Raw genomic sequence first — 16,511 nt, 5'->3', positions numbered from 1 at the left:
CCGGCTCAGCCCTGCGGCCAGCCGGTGTAGCCCTCGGCCAGGTACGCCGATCCGGCGCGGGAGCCGACGAGACCGGCCAGCTCGCCGAGCTGGCGTCGCTCGTCGAACGCGCTGGCGCCCTCGATCCGGTGCAGCATCGTGGTCATCCAGTAGGAGAAGTGCTGGGCCTTCCACACCCGCGCCAGCGCCCGGTCGGTGTACTCGGCCAGCGCCGCCTCCTCGCCCCGGCCCAGGGCCCGCTCGATCACCTCGGCCAGCACCCGGACGTCGGCCAGGGCGAGGTTGAGCCCCTTGGCCCCGGTCGGGGGCACGGTGTGGGCGGCGTCCCCGGCGAGCAGCAGCCGACCGTGCCGCATCGGGGTCTGGACGAAGCTGCGGAAGGGCAGCACGGTGCGCTCGATCACCGGCCCCTCGACGAGCCGGAAGTCGTCCTCGCCGGCGAGCCGGGCCTGCAGCTCGGCCCAGATCCGGTCGTCGGACCAGTCGTCGGTGCTCTCGGCCGGGTCGCACTGGAAGTAGAGCCGCTGCACCGTGTCGGTGCGCTGGCTGACCAGGGCGAAGCCGCGCTCGGAGCGGGTGTAGATCAGCTCCGGCGCGCTCGGCGCTGACTCGGCCAGGATGCCGAACCAGGCGAACGGGTACTCGCGGAAGTACTGGGTGGCACCGGGGATCCGGGCGCGGCAGACGCTGCGGGAGCCGTCGGAGCCGACGACCAGGTCGGCGAGGATCTCGTGCCGGGCGCCGTCGGCGTCGGTGTAGCGCACCCGGGGCGTCGTGGTGTCGACGTCGACCACCTCGGTGTCGCCGATGCCGTAGCGCAGGTCGGCGCGATCGGCGCTGCGCTGGGCGTGCAGGTCGATGAAGACGTCGGTCTGCGGGTAGAGCCAGCAGCTCGCGCCGACCAGGTCCTCGAAGTCGATCCGGTGGCTGACCCCGTCGAAGCGCAGGTCGATGCCCTCGTGCCGGTGCCCCTCGCGCAGCACCCGATCCATCCCGGCGTCGACCAGGAGCCGCACCGAGTCCCGCTCCAGGATCCCGGCCCGGTGGGTGGTCTCGATGGTGGCGACCTCGCGGTTGTCGATCACCACCGACTCGATCCCGGACAGGTGGAGCAGGCGCGAGAGCATCAGCCCGGCCGGTCCCCCGCCCACGATCGCGACCTGGGTGCGGGTGCTGCTCTGGTACGTCGTCATGGCCCGAACCTTGCCGCCGCCGGTGCCGGGGCGCGAGGATGGAATGTCACTGAGTGAAGAAGCGGGAGGAGCGTGATGGCAGGCGGATCAGAGCCGGGAGCGTCGCTGGTAGCCCGCACCCTGACCGTCCTGGGTGCCTTCGACGCCCAGCACCCGACGCTCAGCCTGAGCGAGCTGACCGCCCGCACGGGCCTCTCCTCGGCCACCACCCTGCGGATCGCGCGCGAGCTGGTCGCCGGTGGGGCGCTCACCCGTGGCACCGACCGGCGCTACCGGATCGGGCGGACGATCTGGCACCTCGGGCTGCTCTCCCCCGTCGAGACCGACCTGCGCACCGCCGCCGCCCCGTTCCTGCACGACCTGCACGCCACCACCCGCGCCACCGTCCACCTCGCGATCCGTGAGGGCGACGAGGTGCTCTACCTCGACCGGCTCGCCGGGCAGGCCTCGGTGCCGGTGGTCAGCCGGGTCGGCGGGCGGCTGCCTCTGTACGCCACCGGTGTCGGCAAGGTGCTGCTCGCCGCCGCACCGGCTGCCGTCGTGCACCGCGTCGCGGCCGGACTGGTCCCGGTGACGCCGTACACGATCGTGACGCCGGGACAGCTCACCCGCCAGCTCGCCCGGGTCCGCGCCGAGGGGTACGCCACCACCCGCGAGGAGATGACGCTGGGCGCCTGCTCGATCGCCGTCCCGGTCACCGTCGACACCGCCGTGATCGCCGCCGTGGGCGTGGTGATCCCGGACCTGCGCCGCCATCGCGCCACCCTGATCACCGCCCTGACGATGGCGGCCCGAGGCATCGCCCGGACGATGACGACGGTCTGAGGAGCGGGACGCCGGCTCGGGGCCGTGACATTCCTGTGATTATCCTGAATCCGTTCACCTGCGGAGCGCGACCGCGCTCCGGGACACTTTTCGGGGGTATCACGTGAATTTCTCGGGACGACGCGCGACCGCGTCCATCTTCTCCGCGCTGGCGATCGGCGTCGCGCTGACCGGCTGCGGCAGCAGCGACAGCTCCGCCAAGGGCGACGTCTTCAGCTCGGACACGAGCTCGCCGTCGAGCACGCTCAGCACTGACAGCTCCACCACCAGCACGCCGACCGACACCACGACCGACACGCCGAGCGACACCGCCACCGCGAGCGGCTCGCAGCACGAGGCGCTGACGTCGATGGCCAAGCAGGCCCAGGCGTCCATCCCGAACCTGATGAAGGCGTTCGACGGGATGTACTCCAAGATCTCGATCGAGACCGAGGACCCGGGCACGATCATCTACAGCTACACCTACGCCAAGGCGATCGACGGCAAGGCCGGTGAGTCGGCGCTCAAGCAGCAGTACCCGACGCTCCAGTCCTCCTGCGAGACGGCCGTCTACCCGGCGATGAAGGCCGGCGGCGTGACCGTCGACCCGAAGGTGAAGTACGAGTTCCACAACTCCGACGGCTCGCTGGTCGGCTCCTACACCTGCGTCGACAAGTAACCGACGCCCACGCGACACCGACGTGCCCCCGCCCGATCAGGGCGGGGGCACGTGGTCTGAAGCGGGTGGTCCTCACCCCCGCGTCAGACGGAGCGCCAGCTGGGGACAGATGTTGACCACCTGCTTGGCACGCTCCAGGTCGTCCCCGGCCAGTGCGAGCGGCGGGTTGCCGGCCGCACCGGGCAGGATCGGGTAGCCCCACGGGTCCAGGCCGATCCGCTCCGACCACAGCCGGGCGCAGAGCCCGTGACCGTCGCAGCGGGTCCAGTCCACCTCCAGCCGCACCGGCTCCGCGGCCACCGCACGGCGGCTCACGACGCCACCCGCGATCCCGACGCCGCCGAGGAGACCGAGGGCACCGGCAGGTAGCCCTGGATCGGACGGCCGCAGCCGTGCCCGGTCCGGTGCCGCTCCACCTCGTCGGCGAAGGCGTCCAGGGCCGTCGCGATGAACCGCACCGTGCCGTCGGGGTTCGAGCAGGCACCCCGGCCCACGACCAGCCCGGCCCGGGCACGGAGCCCGTCCAGGTCGATCCGGCCGCCCTCGTAGATCGCCACCAGGTCCCGCGCCACCGAGGCCAGCCCGAACAGGCACGGCCCGCACTGGCCCGCCGAGGAGGCTGCCAGCCAGTGCGCGACGCGGGTGACCTCACCCAGCGCACACGTGCTCTCGGGCAGTACGGCGACCACGCCCGCGCCCCAGGAGAGCCCCCGGCTGCGCAACGAAGCCCGGTCCAGGGTCAGCCCCTCAGCGGTCGTCCAGGCACCGTGCACCCCGCCGAGCAGCATCGGACGCCCCGCCCGCGGCCCCGTCAGCAGGTCCAGCGAGGCACCGTGCACCACCTCCCCCACGCCCGCGTGCGGCACGCCGAGCAGGGTGACCAGGCTGGTCCCGGCCTCGCCGATCGTGCCGAGAGCGGCGTACTCGGCGATGCCGGACAGCGCCAGCACCCCGAGCTGGGCGAAGGTCTCCGCGTTGGAGACGAAGGTGGGTCGGCCGTCGATCCCGCGCTCGGTGGGCAGCACCCGGCGGCCGTCGGGGACGGCGTGCTCACCGGCCACGGCGTGGATCACCGAGCGTGCCTCGCCGCCGACGAACCCGGCCGGGGTCGGCACGATCGTCACGTCGGCGGCGTCGCGGCGCTCGGCCCGTGCCGCCTGCAGGGCGGCCAGCGAGGCGGGGTCGTGGGCGGCGATCGTGACGTGCCGGGTGCCGAGCGCGGCAGCGACGACCAGGGCTCCGTCGAGCACCCGGTGCGGGGCGCGACGCATCAGCACCCGGTCCTTCCAGCTGGTCGGGTCCGACTCGCTGCCGTTGACCAGTACCTGGGTCGAGCGCCCTGCCGGGGTCGCGGCCAGCTTCACCGCGACCGGGAAGGCGCCACCGCCACGGCCGAGCAGTCCGACCTCCCGGGCGGCCTCGACCAGCCACTCCTGGCTGCGGTGGGTCAGCGCCCCGGTCATGGTGAGGTGGTGCGCGTAGGGCAGTGCCCGGTCGGGGCGGACCCCGGCGAGCACCCGGGCGGCGCCGAGCCCCTGCACCGGCGGGGTGTCGTCGCGTACCGGAGCAGCGACGGGGATCTGGGTGGTGGTCATCGGAGGGCTCCTGTCAGGCGGAGGTGACCGCTCACGTCGCGGGTGCGGCGAGCGGGGACGCAGAGGCGGACGACGACGGCGGCACCGACCGCCAGGCCGCAGCCGACGTAGGTCGCGATCGCCCACCACACGCGGGTGTCGGTGCCGGAGAAGATCCCGTGGGCCATCGACAGCACCCAGCCGCCGTACGCCGCCACGTGCACGCCCCTCCAGAACCGGATCGCCCCGGGACTCGCGCTCACCTGGCGCCGCACCGCACCGGAGACGGCGGTCACGATCAGGGCGTAGACCCCCAGCACGCCGAGCGCGATCGGCAGCGGCCGGTAGCCCGAGGCGAACGGCACCAGCGCACCGGCCACACCGAGCGGGACGTAGGAGTCGACCACCGCCAGCGCGATGTGGCCGACCAGCACCACCAGGCCGAGCACGCCCAGCGAGCGGTGCAGGATCTGACGGAAGACACGGGCGTCGATCGAGGCGATCCGGCGGTCGCCGCTGGTCGCCAGCGCCCCGAGCACGGTGCTCGCGGTCAGGGCGATCAGGGAGACGAAGCCCAGGGACCGGATCAGGTACCACATCGTCATCACGCAGCCTCCTGTTCAGCACGGGGCCAGGCGCCCACCCGGGAGATCTCCCCGTCGGTGCCGACCAGGCGGGCCGAGAAGCCCGAGCGCGGCAGACGGTCCAGGGCTCCGGCCGGGTCGACCAGCAGCCAGGTGCTCATCACGTTCGCCGACAGCGCGGTCGGCGCCCACACGCTGGCGGTCCGCAGGCCACCGACGGCGGGGCGACCGGTGCGCGGGTCGATCAGGTGGTGCGCCTCGGCGCCCGGCGCGCCCCACCGGCGGGCCAGGGTCGACGAGGTCGCCAGGCCGCCGCGGTTCAGGCCGATCCGCTCGGCGCGGTCGGTGCCGAGCGCCGCCTCGGTCTCGGCGACGTCGACCCGCCAGTCCCCCGAGGCCGGCGTGCCCGCGGCGGCCAGGTCGCCACCGATCGCGACCAGGACCGGGACGTCCAGGCGTCGCTGGATCCGGCGGACCGCCTCGTCGGCGGTCCAGGCCTTCGCGGTCGCGCCGAGGTCGAGGCGGACGCCCTCGGGGACTCCTACCCGGCGCCAGGTGGGGTCGACCCGGACCCGGCGCCAGTTCTGTGATGACGGTCCGGGCGCTTCGGCCGACGTGTCGGCCGGTGCGGCTGCCTCCGCGGGGAGAGCGGCTCCGCCCCGCGCCCTGACCGTCTCGATCTGATCGTCGTAGCCCGCTGCGATCAGGGCCGACCCGAGGGTGGGGTCGACCGCGCCGCGGGTGTCGAGCGCGGCGTCCAGGGCGACCGTGACCAGGTGCAGCGTCAGCGCACCGACCGGGACGACCACGCCGGGGCGGTCGTTGACCCGCTCCAGCTCGGAGTCGGGCCGGAACCGGCTGACGGCGGCGTCGACGCGGCCCATCAGCTCGCGGGTGATCGCGGCGGCACGCTCAGCCTGGGCCTCCGAGCCGGCGACGGTCACCGAGACCGAGCACGACCAGTCACGCCAGGCGCGGGTGGCGGTGCTCATGAGGAGTGGCTCGAGCCGTGCGCCTGGCCGGACTGGCCCTGGGACGTTCCCGAGCTGCTGGACGAGCCGCTGCCGGACGAGCCGGACGAGCCCGACGAGCCGCTGCTGTCGGTGGAGCCGCTGGTGCTGGACGAGCCACTGCCCGACGAGGTCGACCCCGACGTCGAGCCCGAGGAGGAGCCCGAGGAGGTCGAGCCGCCCTGAGTGCCCTGGTACCCCTCGTACTGGCTGAAGTCGGTCCCGCTCGTGGTGCCCGAGCTGGTCGACGTACCCGTGGAGCGCGTCGAGCCACTGGAGCCCGAGGCCGACTCGGCCGACGGGGTGACCTGGGCGGCTCCGACGGCGAAGGCCACCGAGGCCGCCGCGCCGACACCGACGGAGGCAGCGAAGAAACGCCGGGCCTTGCGCGGGATCGGCGAGGAGGACTGGGGGGACGGGGTTCGACTGGACATACGACGATCGTGCTGCGGCCCTCTGAGAGCAGCCCGAGATCTACGTCAAGGGAACGTCAAGTCTTCTTCAAATCTCGTGCCGAGCCCGGTGACGGCTCCTCGAACGGCTCCCGCAGCACCAGCCGTACGCCGTGCCGAGCGGCCCGCCCCGGGGCCGCCGGGGACGAGACCAGGGTGAGCGCCCCACCCGTGGCGACGGCGAACGAGCGGGCGATGTCGAGGCCCAGACCGGTGGAGCCACGGTCGCTACGGCCCCGCGAGAGCGCCTCGGGCGGGATCCCCGGCCCCTCGTCCCAGACCTCGACGGCCGGCTCGCCGCCCACCTCGACGACGGCGACCTCCAGGCCGATGCCCTCGTCGGTGTGGGCGATCACGTTCTCGATCAGGGCGTCCAGGACGGCCGCGAGATCCTCGGCCGCGGCCCGCACCTCGACCGGCCCCGACGGCATCCGCGCCCCGACCGCGCGGCCCTGGTCCTGGGCCAGCGGGGTCCAGAACGCGACCCGGTCGGCGACCACCGCGACGGCGTCGCAGCGCGGGTGCAGCCCTTCGCGCTGGGGTCGCCGGGCGTCCTGGATGCCGCGGGTCAACGCCCGCTCCAGGACGGTGATCTGCTCCTCCAGGGACGTCCGGGCCGCCCCGGCGGGCAGTGCCTCGACGCCGAGCCTGACCGCGGTCAGCGGGGTGCGGAGCCGGTGGGAGAGGTCGGCGGTGCGCTCGCGCTCGTGGGCCAGCAGCTCGTCGATCCGGTCGGCCAGGGCGTTGAGCTCGACGGCGACGTCGGCGACCTCGCGCGGACCCTCGACCGGAGCCCGGGCGAGCAGGTCGCCCGAGCGCAGGGCGGTCGCGGCCTCGGCCGTCCGGCGCAGCGGACGGGTCAGCCTGCGTGCGGTCGCCTCGGCGGCGACGGTGGCGATGCCGAGCAGCAGGATCCCCGAGCCGATCACCGCCAGCGCCCGCCACCGCACCGTGCCGACCACGGCACTGTCGGGTGAGAGCACGAAGACGGTGGCGATCCCCTGGGTGCTGGTGGCCTGCACCTGGACCACCCGTCCGGCCGCGACCGAGGCGGTGGTCGGCCCGGTCACGGTGCCGAGCCCGGCATGGCCCTGGTCGTGGTCGGTGTCGCCGTCCCCGCGGGGCTTCGACGGGGCGCGGACGCCCTTCGGCAGTGCGGCACCGAGCACGTCGCCGTCGCCCATCACGACGGTGACGCAGGCGCTGCCGCGGGCGTTGAGGCGCTCCAGGTACTCGGTCAGCACGGCGTCGTCGTACGTGCCGGTGGAGAGGTAGTCGGCAGTGCCCTGCGCGATCGATCGAGCGTCGCGCTCGGCGGAGTCGTAGGCCGCCGAGCGCAGCATCAGCGCGATCGGGACCCCGGCCAGCACGATCACCAGGGTGGCAGTGCCGACCGCGAGCAGCAGGATCCGGGCGCGCAGGCTCATGACCGGTCCGGGTCGACGAGCTTGATCCCGACACCGCGCACGGTGAGCAGGAAGCGCGGCTCGGCGGCGGTCTCGCCGAGCTTGCGGCGCAGCCAGGACAGGTGCACGTCGACGGTACGGTCGGCGCTGCCCCAGGGCAGCTGCCAGACCTCGGAGAGCAGGTCCTGCTTCGTCACCACCTGGCCCGGGTGACGCATCAGGACGTGCAGCAGGTCGAACTCCTTGCGGCTCAGGTCGAGCTCGTCGCCGTCCAGGTGCACGGTGTGGCGCAGCGGGTCGAGCCGCAGCGCGCCGACCGCGATGGTCTCGTCGACCTCCGCGGCCGAGCCCCCGGCGCCGTTGCCATTGCCGTGGGTACGCCGCAGCACGGCCCGGATCCGGGCGTCCATCTGCGCCGCGGAGAAGGGCTTGATCAGGTAGTCGTCGGCACCGGCATCGAGCAGTCGTACGACGTCGCGGTCGTCGTCACGCGCCGTCGCCACGATCACCGGGACGGCGTCGATCACCCGACTCATCGCCAGCACGTTGGCACCGTCGGTGTCGGGCAGCCCGAGGTCGAGCACCAGCACCTCGGGCGGCTCGGAGGTGAAGCTCGCGATCGCGTCGGCCCCGGTGGCGACCGGGGTCACCTCGTGGCCGAGCTCACTCAGGCTGTGCGCCAGCGTGCCGCGGATCGCGTCGTCGTCCTCGACCAGCAGCACCCGCGCCATGCGCACAGCCTAGGTGGCTCAGGCCAGCACCGTCGGCTGATGGGCGACCATCCGTGGCCGCTCGCCCTGAACGTCCCACACCGTCAGCGAGGCGTTGTGCATGTGCCGCTGCCCGGCCGGGGTGATCACCTCGGCGTCGACCTCGACCCAGAGCAGCACCAGGCCGTCGGCCTCCAGCACCCCGGTCTCGGTCGAGGTCATCGCCGGGTAGACCAGGGTGCCGCCGGCGAGCTTGGCCAGGTACTCCGCCTTGGTGTCCCACAGGCCGCTGGCGTGGCCGTAGCGCAGGTCCTCGTGGAGCAGGTCGGCCAGCGCGTCGAGGTCGCCCGCGGCCATCGCCGTACTGCGGGCGACCTCGGCGTCGCGGACGGAGTCGACCAGGCTCATGCCCCGGCCGGGGCGAGCACGATGTCGAACCGGACCTGGCTCCAGGTGCCGTCGACCTCGCGGCCGTCGGGGGTGGCGGTGCCGGCGGGCTGCGGCACGAACTCCTTGATCAGGGACTCCTTGACCCCGAAGACGGAGTCGTTCCACAAGATCGCGTCGCCCTGCGGGAAGATGTGCGTCACCAGCGTGCGCCGGCCCTCGGCCGAGACCATGAAGTGCAGGTGCGAGGCCCGCAGGGGCGAGCGGCCGACGGCGTCGAGCATCTTGCCGACGGGGCCGTCGTTCGGGATCGGGTACGGCGTCGGGGTGAGGCCCCAGAACCGGTAGCGTCCCTCGGCGTCGCTGAACAGGTGCGCGCGACCGGCACGCTTGCCGGCGTCGTACTGGACGTCGTAGAGACCGTCCTCGTCGGCCTCCCAGACCTCGATCCGGGCCCCGGCCAGCGGGTTCCCGTCGGTGTCGGTGACGGTGCCCTCGACCCAGCACGGCTCACCGGGAGCACCGAAGGCGATGTCGCCGCCGAGCTCGATCTCGGGGGCGTCCTCGACGAAGAACGGGCCGAAGACGGTGGCCTCGGTGGCGTCCTCGTAGGCGGCGTTGTTGACGTTGATCGTCTGCATCGACGCACCGAGGGTGTCCGAGAGCAGGATGAACTCCTGGCGGACGTCGTCGGTGATGTGACCGGCCTGGGTGAGGAACTCGATCCCGGCACCCCACTCCTCCTCGGTGAGCCGCACGTCGCGGATGAAGGAGTGCAGGTGGCGCACCAGCGACACCATGATCTGGTGCAGCCGCTCGTCCTCGCAGTGGTCGAACGAGGCGATCACCGTCTCGACCAGCTTGGCCTCGACCTCGGTCTGCTCCTCGCTGACGGCCTCCCAGGACCGCACACCGTTCGCGCTCATGCCAGTTCTCCAGACTTCTCGTTCTCAGTGGGGGCCGATGCGGGGGCGCCCGACCAGGCGGCACGCAGCAGCGCCGTCAGATTCTCGTCGGTCACCGGGGTGGGGTTGTTGGCCGGGATCGCCGCCCGGATGGCGGGCACGGCCTTGGCGATGCCGTCCTCGGGCATGCCGTAGTCCTTCAGCGCCCGGGGCGCGTCGAGGCGCTCGCGCAGCGTCGCCAGTCCCTCGACCGCGGTCGAGGTGCCGAACGCGGTCGCGATCCGGGCCTCTGCCTCGGGGGCGTTCGGCGCGTTGAAGGCGAGCACGTACGGCAGCACCACCGCGTGGGTCTGGGCGTGCGGCAGGTTGAACATGCCGCCGAGCACGTGACAGATCTTGTGGTGCATCCCCGAGCCGGCCGAGGAGAACGCCCCGGCGGCCAGGTAGGCGCCGTACAGGGTCTGCTCGATGCCCTCGATGCTGGCCTCGCCGGCCGTCGTCTGCGAGATCCGGGTCAGCCCCTCGGCCAGACCGCGGATGCCCTCCTGGGCCAGCGCCTGGTCGATCGGGTCGACCCGCGGGCCCCACATCGCGTCGATGCAGTGCGCCATCGCGTTGAGGCCGCTGGCCACGACCAGGTCCGCGGGCAGGCTGACCAGCAGCGACGCGTCGTAGACGATCGAGGCCGGCAGCACCTTCGGGTCGACCCCGGTGGTCTTGGTCTCGCCCTCGGTCAGGCCCCACACGTTGGTCGCCTCGGAGCCGGCGTACGTCGTCGGCACGGCGATGATGGGGAGCCCGCTGGTCAGCGCGATCGCCTTGGCCAGTCCGGTGGTCGAGCCGCCGCCGACGCTGATCAGGAGGTCGACCTCGGCCTCGGCCGCAGCGGCGCGGGCGCGCTCGGCGACCTCGACCGGGACGTGCATGACGACCTCGTCGTAGCGCAGCACGACCGGCACCTGCGATGCGATCGGGTCGGCCAGCGAGGCCTCCCGGTCCGAGGCGATCAGCATCACCCGGGTGCCACCGAGGGCGTCGACCTCGGCCTTGACCGCGGCCGCGGCGTCAGCGGTGGCGAAGACGAGCCGCTGCGGCAGCGTCTCGTGCGTGAACTGCATGTCATGCCCTCCCGAGCACAGTGGTGAGTGCGTCGCGCAGTGCCGCGACGGGGTCGGAGGCCAGCGTGTCAGAACGCCAGGCGACGTACTTGTCCGGGCGGACCAGGACGGCGCCGGACTCGGCGACCTCACGCTGCTTGGCCCAGTCGTAGTACAGGTCGGTGATCTCGTGACCGGGGCCGATCACGACCGTCTCCAGGGGTACGCCGAGCTCGGCGGCGACCGACGCGGCGGCGTCGGCCCAGGCCTCGCCCGCGACCCCGGTGAACAGGGTCCACTGCCGGTAGGGCGCCAGGTCCATCAGGGCGAACCGGTCGACGTTGTTGCCCACCCACGCGTGCGGCAGGTGCGCGCCGGGCGAGGTCGAGGCGACGTAGTACAGGTCGGCGTCCTCACGCCCCGCCGGACGGACCGGCCGGGTGCCGTCGGAGACGACGGCCGAGGACTCGTAGAACTGGCCCAGCTCGACGCCGTGGGCGTTGAACTCGTAGTTCTTGGTCTCCATCGCCGTGACCAGTGCGGCCCGCTTGGCCTCCCCTGCGGGGGTGTTGGCCTTGCGCTCCTCGATCGCCGCAGCCATCTCGTCACCGCTCAGGCCGACGACGCCGAGCGCCTCGAAGATGTCGCCGAACTCGCGCGCCGACCGGTTGGCCCGGGTGACGATCTGCTTCGCGATCGGGGCGCGCTCGACGGTGTAGGTGTCGAGCAGCGACGGACCGGCCTGGCCGCGCAACACCGCGGCGAGCTTCCAGGCCAGGTTGTAGGAGTCCTGCACCGAGGTGTTCGAGCCCAGGCCGTTGCTCGGCGGGTGCCGGTGGATCGCGTCGCCGGCACAGAAGACGCGGCCCTTCTGCAGGGTGGTCGCGTACATCTCGTTGACGCCCCACAGCGAGTGGCCGGTGATCTCGGGCTCGAGGTCGGGCATGCCGAGCAGGTCCCGCACGATCCCCTTCGCCATCTCGTCGTCGAGCACCGGCTCGGGGCCGTTGATGTCGTAGCCCCACACGATCAGCCACTCGTCCCACGGCCTGACCATCCGGACCAGGCCGGTGCCGATGCCGCCGACGTTGGAGCCGGGCTGGATCACCCAGTAGAGCACCGAGGGGCGGTTGTCGACGAGCGCGGAGATGTCGGCCTTGAAGGTGATGTTCATCGAGCCGGCGATGTCCATCGCGCCCTCGTAGGGCAGGTCGATGTCGGCGGCGACCTGGGAGCGGGCACCGTCGGCGCCGATCAGATACTTGGCCCGGATCTGGTACTCGTGGCCGGTCAGCCGGTCCCGGCACTCGACGGTGACCCCGTCGGCGTCCTGGGTGTGGGAGAGGTACTCGGTGGAGAACCGGGTCTGGGTGCCGCGCTCGGTGGCACCGCGGACCAGGATCGGCTCCAGGTAGGTCTGCGGGATGTCGACCGTGAGACACGGCGAGGCCAGCCGGTAGTCGGCCTCGCGGTCCGGGCGGGTCCCCCAGGTCAGGATCCGGCCGATCTCCTCGCCCGCGATCGAGGTGCAGAAGACGGTGTCGCCGATCAGCTCGTGCGGCGTGGCGTCGGCGAGAACCTCGTCCTCCAGCCCCATGTCGCGGAAGATCTCCATCGCCCGCTGGTTGGTGATGTGGGCCCGCGGCGTGTTCGCGGTCCAGCGGTACTTCGTGATCATGATGTTGGCGACGCCGAGCTCGCTGAGGAACAGCGCGGCGGCCGATCCTGCGGGCCCGGAGCCGACGATGAGGACGTCCGTCTCGACGATCGAGCCCTGAGGGATCTCCGTCTCGACGATCCCGTCGTTGAACACTGCCATCTCGTCACACCTCCCGTAGCGGTAGCCCCGTTGCTGCCTGTCTCGAAAGTATGTGACAGCGGTCACCCGCAGCGGTGAGGTCAGCGGTGGAGATGGCCGATCCACGAACCTTTGGCGGAGGATCGCAAGGGTTCAGCGCCGTCGGGCCCGCGCCTGACGACGTACGTCGGTGGCCCGCTCGCCGTAGCGGTCACGGAAGGCGTGGGAGAAGTAGGTCGCCGAGCCGAACCCGGTCCGCACCGCCACCTCGGCGACGGTGATCTCGGGCTCGGTCATCAGCAGCGAACGGGCCCGCTCCAGGCGCCGGGTGAGGATGTACTGCGGCAGCGTGCCGCCCGAGGTGGCGAAGACCCGTGACAGGTGGCGCTCGGAGATGCCCACCGCGTCGGCGACCCGGGCCGCGGTGAGGTTGGCCTCGGTGGCGTGCTCGTCGATGAAGGCCTGGGCGGTGACCAGCAGGACCGTGCCGGTGTCGGCGGGCTTGCCGGTCAGGACGTCGGCGATCAGGTTGCCGATCACGCCCTCGTCGATCGGGCGGGGATCGGTCGAGCGGACGGCGCGGCCGACCAGCCGAGCCAGGGTCCGGGCCTCGGTGCTGCCCTGGGCGAAGTCCATCAGCTGCGGTACGCCGACGGTGGCCTGCCCCGTCAGGGAGCGGAACGCCTCCCGGGGCACCTTGATCGCCAGCTCCTCGAGGCCCTGGGAGAAGCCGCGCATGAAGGGGCGGTCGACGTCGCAGATCAGGAGCTGGCCGGGACGGACGGTGCGGACCGCGTCCTCGTGATAGAAGAACGCCTCCCCGAAGAGGGTCAGGTAGATCGCGATCGCGTCCGAGGGCTGGGTGCGGACCAGCTCGGGGGTCCGCTCGATCACGTGGGCGTTGCCCTCCACCCGGGCGAGGTGGAACTCGCCGACCTGGCGGTTGACCATCGTGGCCTCGAGCGCTCCCCCGCCGAGCGTGCGACAGCGCAGCGTGATCAGCTCGTGCAGGTTGTGGTCCTCCCACAGCGCGACCCGGTTCTCCTCGGGCAGGGCCCGGGTGGAGAAGACGTTGGCGCTCTCCGGGACGTCGGTCATGTCCCCACCCCCACTGGTGTCGGCGCCACCGCCGTCTCGGTCGGTGCCGTCCCGGCAGCGGCGGTCAGGTCCGTCAGGACCGGGAGGTCCGGCAGCGGGCGGGCACAGACCTCGGCGGCGTCGGCCGGGGTGAGGCCCGCCATCCGCAGGTTGAGCTCGGCGTACTGCGCGGGCTGATCACCGCTGCGGTCGGAGTTGAGGTAGGAGTGGATCGCCGCCAGCAGGGAGCCGAAGACCATGTCGGCGGCCATCGCAAGGTTGTCGATCTGGAAGCGGCCCTCGTCCAGGCCGCGCTGGAGGTCGCGGCTGCACCGCGGACCGAGCACCTCGATGAGGGCGGGGTGGGCGGCACCGATCCGGACCACGAACCAGGCCCAGACCGGGTCGGAGGCCGCCGTACCCATCAGATGACGCAACGAGGAGGCGAACACCTCGGCAGGATCGGCCATCTGCGCCGTCATCGCGTCGAGGCGCTGACCCATCGACTCCAGGGTGTCGGTGATGACGCCGGTGATGATCTCCTCGCGGGTCGAGAAGTAGTTGTAGAACGTGCCGGTGCCCAGGTCGGCCGCCGCCGTGATCTGCGCGATCGTCACCGCATCAGGGCCGTGCTCGGCCACCAGCCGCCGCGCCGCGTCGATCAGACGGGCGCGAGTGGCTTCTGCTTTGCGGGTACGGCGATCCATGTCCTGATGGTTGCACAAACCCGAACCATCGTTCACTATGTGGTGCACGTCACTAGTGAATCATCATTCACCGATGACGACTAGTTCATTTTTCAGATGGGAAGACCACCATGAGTGACCACCTCAACGCCGACGTCGTCATCGTCGGGCTCGGCCCCGTCGGCCTCCTCGCAGCGATCAACCTCGGCCGGGCCGGCCACACCGTCGTCGGGGTCGAGCGCCACCCGCAGCCATTCCCGCTGCCGCGCGCCGTCACCTTCGACCACGAGATCGCGCGCATCCTCAACGGCATCGGGATCGACCCCGAAACCGACCCGTCGATCGTCTGGTACGAGGACCGCTACCCGATGATCACCGCCGACGGCCGGACCCTCCAGGAGGTCGACTGGATCAGCCGCAACCCCGACGGCTTCCGCAACCGGTACTGGTTCTACCAGCCGCTCCTGGAGGACCGTCTCCGCCAGATCGCCGCTGCCACGCCCGGCGTCACCCTCGTCGCCGGCTACGAGGCTGTCGCGATCAGCCAGGACGACAACGGCGTCGAGGCCACCTTCCACCGCTTCGCCGGCGGCGCCCTCGACCCGGCCGACGCCCTGCACGTCACGGCCCGCTACGGCCTGGGCAGCGACGGCGCCAACAGCTTCGTGCGCACCTCGCTCGGCCTGGAGCTGACCGACCTGGAGTTCTACTACGACTGGATCGTCACCGACATGATCCTGCACGAGGAGCGCGCCTACGACCCGGTGCATTACCAGATCTGCGACCCCGCCCGGCCGACCACCGTCGTGCCCGGCGGCGGCCCGGACCGCCGCCGCTGGGAGTTCATGCTGCTGCCCGGGGAGACCCCCGAGCAGTGGGCCGACCCCGACTCGGTGTGGCCGCTGCTGGCTCCGTTCGACATCACTCCGGAGAACTCCGAGATCCACCGCTCGGTGGTGTGGCGCTTCCAGGCGAAGTACGCCGAGCGGTGGCGCTCGGGCCGCTGGTTCATCGCCGGTGACGCCGCCCACCTGATGCCTCCGTTCGCCGGTGAGGGGATGTGCGCGGGCCTGCGTGACGTGATGAACCTGACCTGGCGCCTCGACCTGGCCCTGACCGGAAAGGTCGGCGAGGCGGCGCTGGAGGGCTACGGCTCCGAGCGGCAGCCGCACGCGAAGGGCTTCATCGAGTTCTCCGTCGGGATGGGCGAGGTGATCTGCGTGACCGACCCCGAGGCCGCCGCCGAGCGCGATGCCCGGATGACCGCGGAGTGGGACGCGATCAAGGCCGACGGCCCGCTGTGGCCGAAGGACAACCCGCTCGGTCCGGGCGCCTGGGTCGGGGAGAACGGCGGGCTGCCCGGTCGCCAGGGCACCGTCACCCACGACGGCGCGACCGGCCGCTGGGACGACGTGGTGGGCCGCGGCTGGGCGTTGCTGTCCCGGGTCGAGGCCGGTGCCGCCGTCACCGAGGAGCACCGCCGTCAGCTCAAGGGACTCGACGGGATCGCCGTCACGATCGGGGCCGCGGGCTCCGGTGCCGACGTGATCGACGTGGACGGCACCTACGCCGCCTGGTTCGACGACACCGGCGCCGACCACCTGATCCTGCGCCCCGACTACTACGTCGCCGCCACCACGACGTCCGCCGACCTGGACGCGGTCCTGGGCACGCTGAGCAGCGCCCTCGACCTCGGCGTCTGACGGACGTCGTACGCCGACCCGCTGGCCGGGCCGTCGGCAGATCCACCGGACGACCGAGTGGTCGAGCCATCGGCAGATCCGCCGGGCGATCCTCTGGCCGGGCCGCCTCCTCGGTGGCCCGGTCACACCCGTCATGGCGGGCCGCCGCGTGGGGTGAAGTGGACCTCGCCGTTGTCGGTGACCTCGGTGGTGAGGCGGGGGTCGTGGGCGCGGTGGTGGCACCTGCTGCACAGCAACAGGGCGTTGGTCAGGTCGGTCGGGCCGCCGTCGAGCCACCTGTGATGGTGGTGGGCTTCGCAGTGTGAGGCTGGTCTGTCACAGCCGTGGCCCTGGCAGTGGGGGTGTCGGAGTCGGAGTGCCTTGACCTGTCCGGTGGTGAACAGCCGTGTGGTCCGGCCCAGGTCCACGACCTCGCCCCGGGTGCCGAGCACGGCCGGGATCAGGTT

Annotated in this window: 19 protein-coding genes; 3 read left to right on the top strand and 16 right to left on the bottom strand. The window is 72.2% G+C overall.

Features of this window, described 5'->3' with window-relative positions:
- Positions 1–5: 5 nt before the first annotated feature.
- Positions 6–1,193: a 4-hydroxybenzoate 3-monooxygenase gene (locus Q1V88_RS09860; protein WP_300680924.1), complete on the bottom strand. Its 1,188-nt coding sequence runs from the start codon at positions 1,191–1,193 to the stop codon at positions 6–8.
- A gap of 75 nt (positions 1,194–1,268) precedes the next feature.
- Between Q1V88_RS09860 and Q1V88_RS09855 the strand changes: the two genes are divergently transcribed.
- Complete coding sequence (locus tag Q1V88_RS09855) at positions 1,269–2,018, top strand: IclR family transcriptional regulator (RefSeq protein WP_300680922.1); 750 nt, start codon at positions 1,269–1,271, stop codon at positions 2,016–2,018.
- 99 nt (positions 2,019–2,117) lie between these two features.
- On the opposite strand, the gene Q1V88_RS09850 is transcribed toward Q1V88_RS09855, so the two are convergent.
- Positions 2,118–2,375 (bottom strand): hypothetical protein, encoded by a 258-nt coding sequence (locus Q1V88_RS09850; RefSeq protein WP_300680920.1) that lies wholly within the window; start codon positions 2,373–2,375, stop codon positions 2,118–2,120.
- On the opposite strand from Q1V88_RS09850, the gene Q1V88_RS09845 reads away from it, so the two are divergent.
- Positions 2,368–2,676: a hypothetical protein gene (locus tag Q1V88_RS09845; RefSeq protein ID WP_300680918.1), complete on the top strand. Its 309-nt coding sequence runs from the start codon at positions 2,368–2,370 to the stop codon at positions 2,674–2,676. The two genes, Q1V88_RS09850 and Q1V88_RS09845, sit on opposite strands and share 8 nt — an antisense overlap.
- 72 nt (positions 2,677–2,748) lie before the next feature.
- Here Q1V88_RS09845 and Q1V88_RS09840 read toward each other — a convergent pair whose 3' ends face one another.
- The 13 genes from Q1V88_RS09840 to Q1V88_RS09780 all read right to left on the bottom strand — a co-directional run bounded on the left by Q1V88_RS09840 (position 2,749) and on the right by Q1V88_RS09780 (position 14,383).
- Positions 2,749–2,991 (bottom strand): ferredoxin, encoded by a 243-nt coding sequence (locus tag Q1V88_RS09840; RefSeq protein WP_300680916.1) that lies wholly within the window; start codon positions 2,989–2,991, stop codon positions 2,749–2,751.
- The gene (locus Q1V88_RS09835) at positions 2,988–4,271 is read right to left on the bottom strand and encodes an NADH-ubiquinone oxidoreductase-F iron-sulfur binding region domain-containing protein (RefSeq protein WP_300680914.1); all 1,284 of its coding nucleotides are present in this window, start codon (positions 4,269–4,271) and stop codon (positions 2,988–2,990) included. The genes Q1V88_RS09840 and Q1V88_RS09835 overlap by 4 nt, the downstream gene beginning before the upstream one ends.
- A complete protein-coding gene (locus Q1V88_RS09830) occupies positions 4,268–4,855 on the bottom strand; it encodes a ferric reductase (protein ID WP_300680912.1) in 588 nt (195 codons plus the stop codon). Before Q1V88_RS09830 ends, Q1V88_RS09835 begins: the two co-directional genes overlap by 4 nt.
- Positions 4,855–5,826 carry an FAD:protein FMN transferase gene (locus tag Q1V88_RS09825; protein WP_300680910.1) on the bottom strand — a complete coding sequence of 324 codons (972 nt, stop codon included), beginning with the start codon at positions 5,824–5,826 and terminating at the stop codon, positions 4,855–4,857. Before Q1V88_RS09825 ends, Q1V88_RS09830 begins: the two co-directional genes overlap by 1 nt.
- Complete coding sequence (locus Q1V88_RS09820; protein ID WP_300680909.1) at positions 5,823–6,278, bottom strand: hypothetical protein; 456 nt, start codon at positions 6,276–6,278, stop codon at positions 5,823–5,825. The genes Q1V88_RS09825 and Q1V88_RS09820 overlap by 4 nt, the downstream gene beginning before the upstream one ends.
- 56 nt (positions 6,279–6,334) lie before the next feature.
- Positions 6,335–7,723 carry a HAMP domain-containing sensor histidine kinase gene (locus tag Q1V88_RS09815; RefSeq protein WP_300680907.1) on the bottom strand — a complete coding sequence of 463 codons (1,389 nt, stop codon included), beginning with the start codon at positions 7,721–7,723 and terminating at the stop codon, positions 6,335–6,337.
- The gene (locus Q1V88_RS09810; protein ID WP_300680905.1) at positions 7,720–8,433 is read right to left on the bottom strand and encodes a response regulator transcription factor; all 714 of its coding nucleotides are present in this window, start codon (positions 8,431–8,433) and stop codon (positions 7,720–7,722) included. Before Q1V88_RS09810 ends, Q1V88_RS09815 begins: the two co-directional genes overlap by 4 nt.
- A gap of 18 nt (positions 8,434–8,451) precedes the next feature.
- Positions 8,452–8,820: a nuclear transport factor 2 family protein gene (locus Q1V88_RS09805; protein ID WP_300680903.1), complete on the bottom strand. Its 369-nt coding sequence runs from the start codon at positions 8,818–8,820 to the stop codon at positions 8,452–8,454.
- Positions 8,817–9,725, bottom strand: a complete 909-nt coding sequence (locus Q1V88_RS09800; RefSeq protein WP_300680901.1) for an intradiol ring-cleavage dioxygenase — start codon at positions 9,723–9,725, stop codon at positions 8,817–8,819. Before Q1V88_RS09800 ends, Q1V88_RS09805 begins: the two co-directional genes overlap by 4 nt.
- Positions 9,722–10,822 carry a maleylacetate reductase gene (locus tag Q1V88_RS09795; protein ID WP_300680899.1) on the bottom strand — a complete coding sequence of 367 codons (1,101 nt, stop codon included), beginning with the start codon at positions 10,820–10,822 and terminating at the stop codon, positions 9,722–9,724. The genes Q1V88_RS09800 and Q1V88_RS09795 overlap by 4 nt, the downstream gene beginning before the upstream one ends.
- 1 nt (position 10,823) lies before the next feature.
- Positions 10,824–12,620 (bottom strand): FAD-dependent monooxygenase, encoded by a 1,797-nt coding sequence (locus tag Q1V88_RS09790; protein WP_300680897.1) that lies wholly within the window; start codon positions 12,618–12,620, stop codon positions 10,824–10,826.
- A gap of 132 nt (positions 12,621–12,752) precedes the next feature.
- A complete protein-coding gene (locus Q1V88_RS09785; protein ID WP_300680895.1) occupies positions 12,753–13,697 on the bottom strand; it encodes an AraC family transcriptional regulator in 945 nt (314 codons plus the stop codon).
- A complete protein-coding gene (locus Q1V88_RS09780; RefSeq protein WP_300680893.1) occupies positions 13,694–14,383 on the bottom strand; it encodes a TetR/AcrR family transcriptional regulator in 690 nt (229 codons plus the stop codon). The genes Q1V88_RS09785 and Q1V88_RS09780 overlap by 4 nt, the downstream gene beginning before the upstream one ends.
- A 110-nt stretch (positions 14,384–14,493) precedes the next feature.
- On the opposite strand from Q1V88_RS09780, the gene Q1V88_RS09775 reads away from it, so the two are divergent.
- Positions 14,494–16,065 carry a bifunctional 3-(3-hydroxy-phenyl)propionate/3-hydroxycinnamic acid hydroxylase gene (locus tag Q1V88_RS09775; protein ID WP_300680891.1) on the top strand — a complete coding sequence of 524 codons (1,572 nt, stop codon included), beginning with the start codon at positions 14,494–14,496 and terminating at the stop codon, positions 16,063–16,065.
- A gap of 131 nt (positions 16,066–16,196) precedes the next feature.
- Here Q1V88_RS09775 and Q1V88_RS09770 read toward each other — a convergent pair.
- On the bottom strand, positions 16,197–16,511 hold a 315-nt coding region (locus Q1V88_RS09770), incomplete at its 5' end, for an HNH endonuclease signature motif containing protein (protein ID WP_300680889.1).

Source organism: Nocardioides sp. (genome assembly GCF_030150155.1).
Classification (GTDB): domain Bacteria; phylum Actinomycetota; class Actinomycetes; order Propionibacteriales; family Nocardioidaceae; genus Nocardioides.
This window is presented reverse-complemented; position numbering and strand designations above follow the sequence as displayed.

Coding starts and splice junctions, on each gene's coding strand:
- Q1V88_RS09860 (WP_300680924.1), bottom strand. CDS start 1,193: ATGACGACGTACCAGAGCAGCACCCGCACCCAGGTCGCGATCGTGGGC.
- Q1V88_RS09855 (WP_300680922.1), top strand. CDS start 1,269: ATGGCAGGCGGATCAGAGCCGGGAGCGTCGCTGGTAGCCCGCACCCTG.
- Q1V88_RS09845 (WP_300680918.1), top strand. CDS start 2,368: ATGGCCAAGCAGGCCCAGGCGTCCATCCCGAACCTGATGAAGGCGTTC.
- Q1V88_RS09835 (WP_300680914.1), bottom strand. CDS start 4,271: ATGACCACCACCCAGATCCCCGTCGCTGCTCCGGTACGCGACGACACC.
- Q1V88_RS09830 (WP_300680912.1), bottom strand. CDS start 4,855: ATGACGATGTGGTACCTGATCCGGTCCCTGGGCTTCGTCTCCCTGATC.
- Q1V88_RS09825 (WP_300680910.1), bottom strand. CDS start 5,826: ATGAGCACCGCCACCCGCGCCTGGCGTGACTGGTCGTGCTCGGTCTCG.
- Q1V88_RS09820 (WP_300680909.1), bottom strand. CDS start 6,278: ATGTCCAGTCGAACCCCGTCCCCCCAGTCCTCCTCGCCGATCCCGCGC.
- Q1V88_RS09815 (WP_300680907.1), bottom strand. CDS start 7,723: ATGAGCCTGCGCGCCCGGATCCTGCTGCTCGCGGTCGGCACTGCCACC.
- Q1V88_RS09810 (WP_300680905.1), bottom strand. CDS start 8,433: ATGGCGCGGGTGCTGCTGGTCGAGGACGACGACGCGATCCGCGGCACG.
- Q1V88_RS09805 (WP_300680903.1), bottom strand. CDS start 8,820: ATGAGCCTGGTCGACTCCGTCCGCGACGCCGAGGTCGCCCGCAGTACG.
- Q1V88_RS09800 (WP_300680901.1), bottom strand. CDS start 9,725: ATGAGCGCGAACGGTGTGCGGTCCTGGGAGGCCGTCAGCGAGGAGCAG.
- Q1V88_RS09795 (WP_300680899.1), bottom strand. CDS start 10,822: ATGCAGTTCACGCACGAGACGCTGCCGCAGCGGCTCGTCTTCGCCACC.
- Q1V88_RS09790 (WP_300680897.1), bottom strand. CDS start 12,620: ATGGCAGTGTTCAACGACGGGATCGTCGAGACGGAGATCCCTCAGGGC.
- Q1V88_RS09785 (WP_300680895.1), bottom strand. CDS start 13,697: ATGACCGACGTCCCGGAGAGCGCCAACGTCTTCTCCACCCGGGCCCTG.
- Q1V88_RS09780 (WP_300680893.1), bottom strand. CDS start 14,383: ATGGATCGCCGTACCCGCAAAGCAGAAGCCACTCGCGCCCGTCTGATC.
- Q1V88_RS09775 (WP_300680891.1), top strand. CDS start 14,494: ATGAGTGACCACCTCAACGCCGACGTCGTCATCGTCGGGCTCGGCCCC.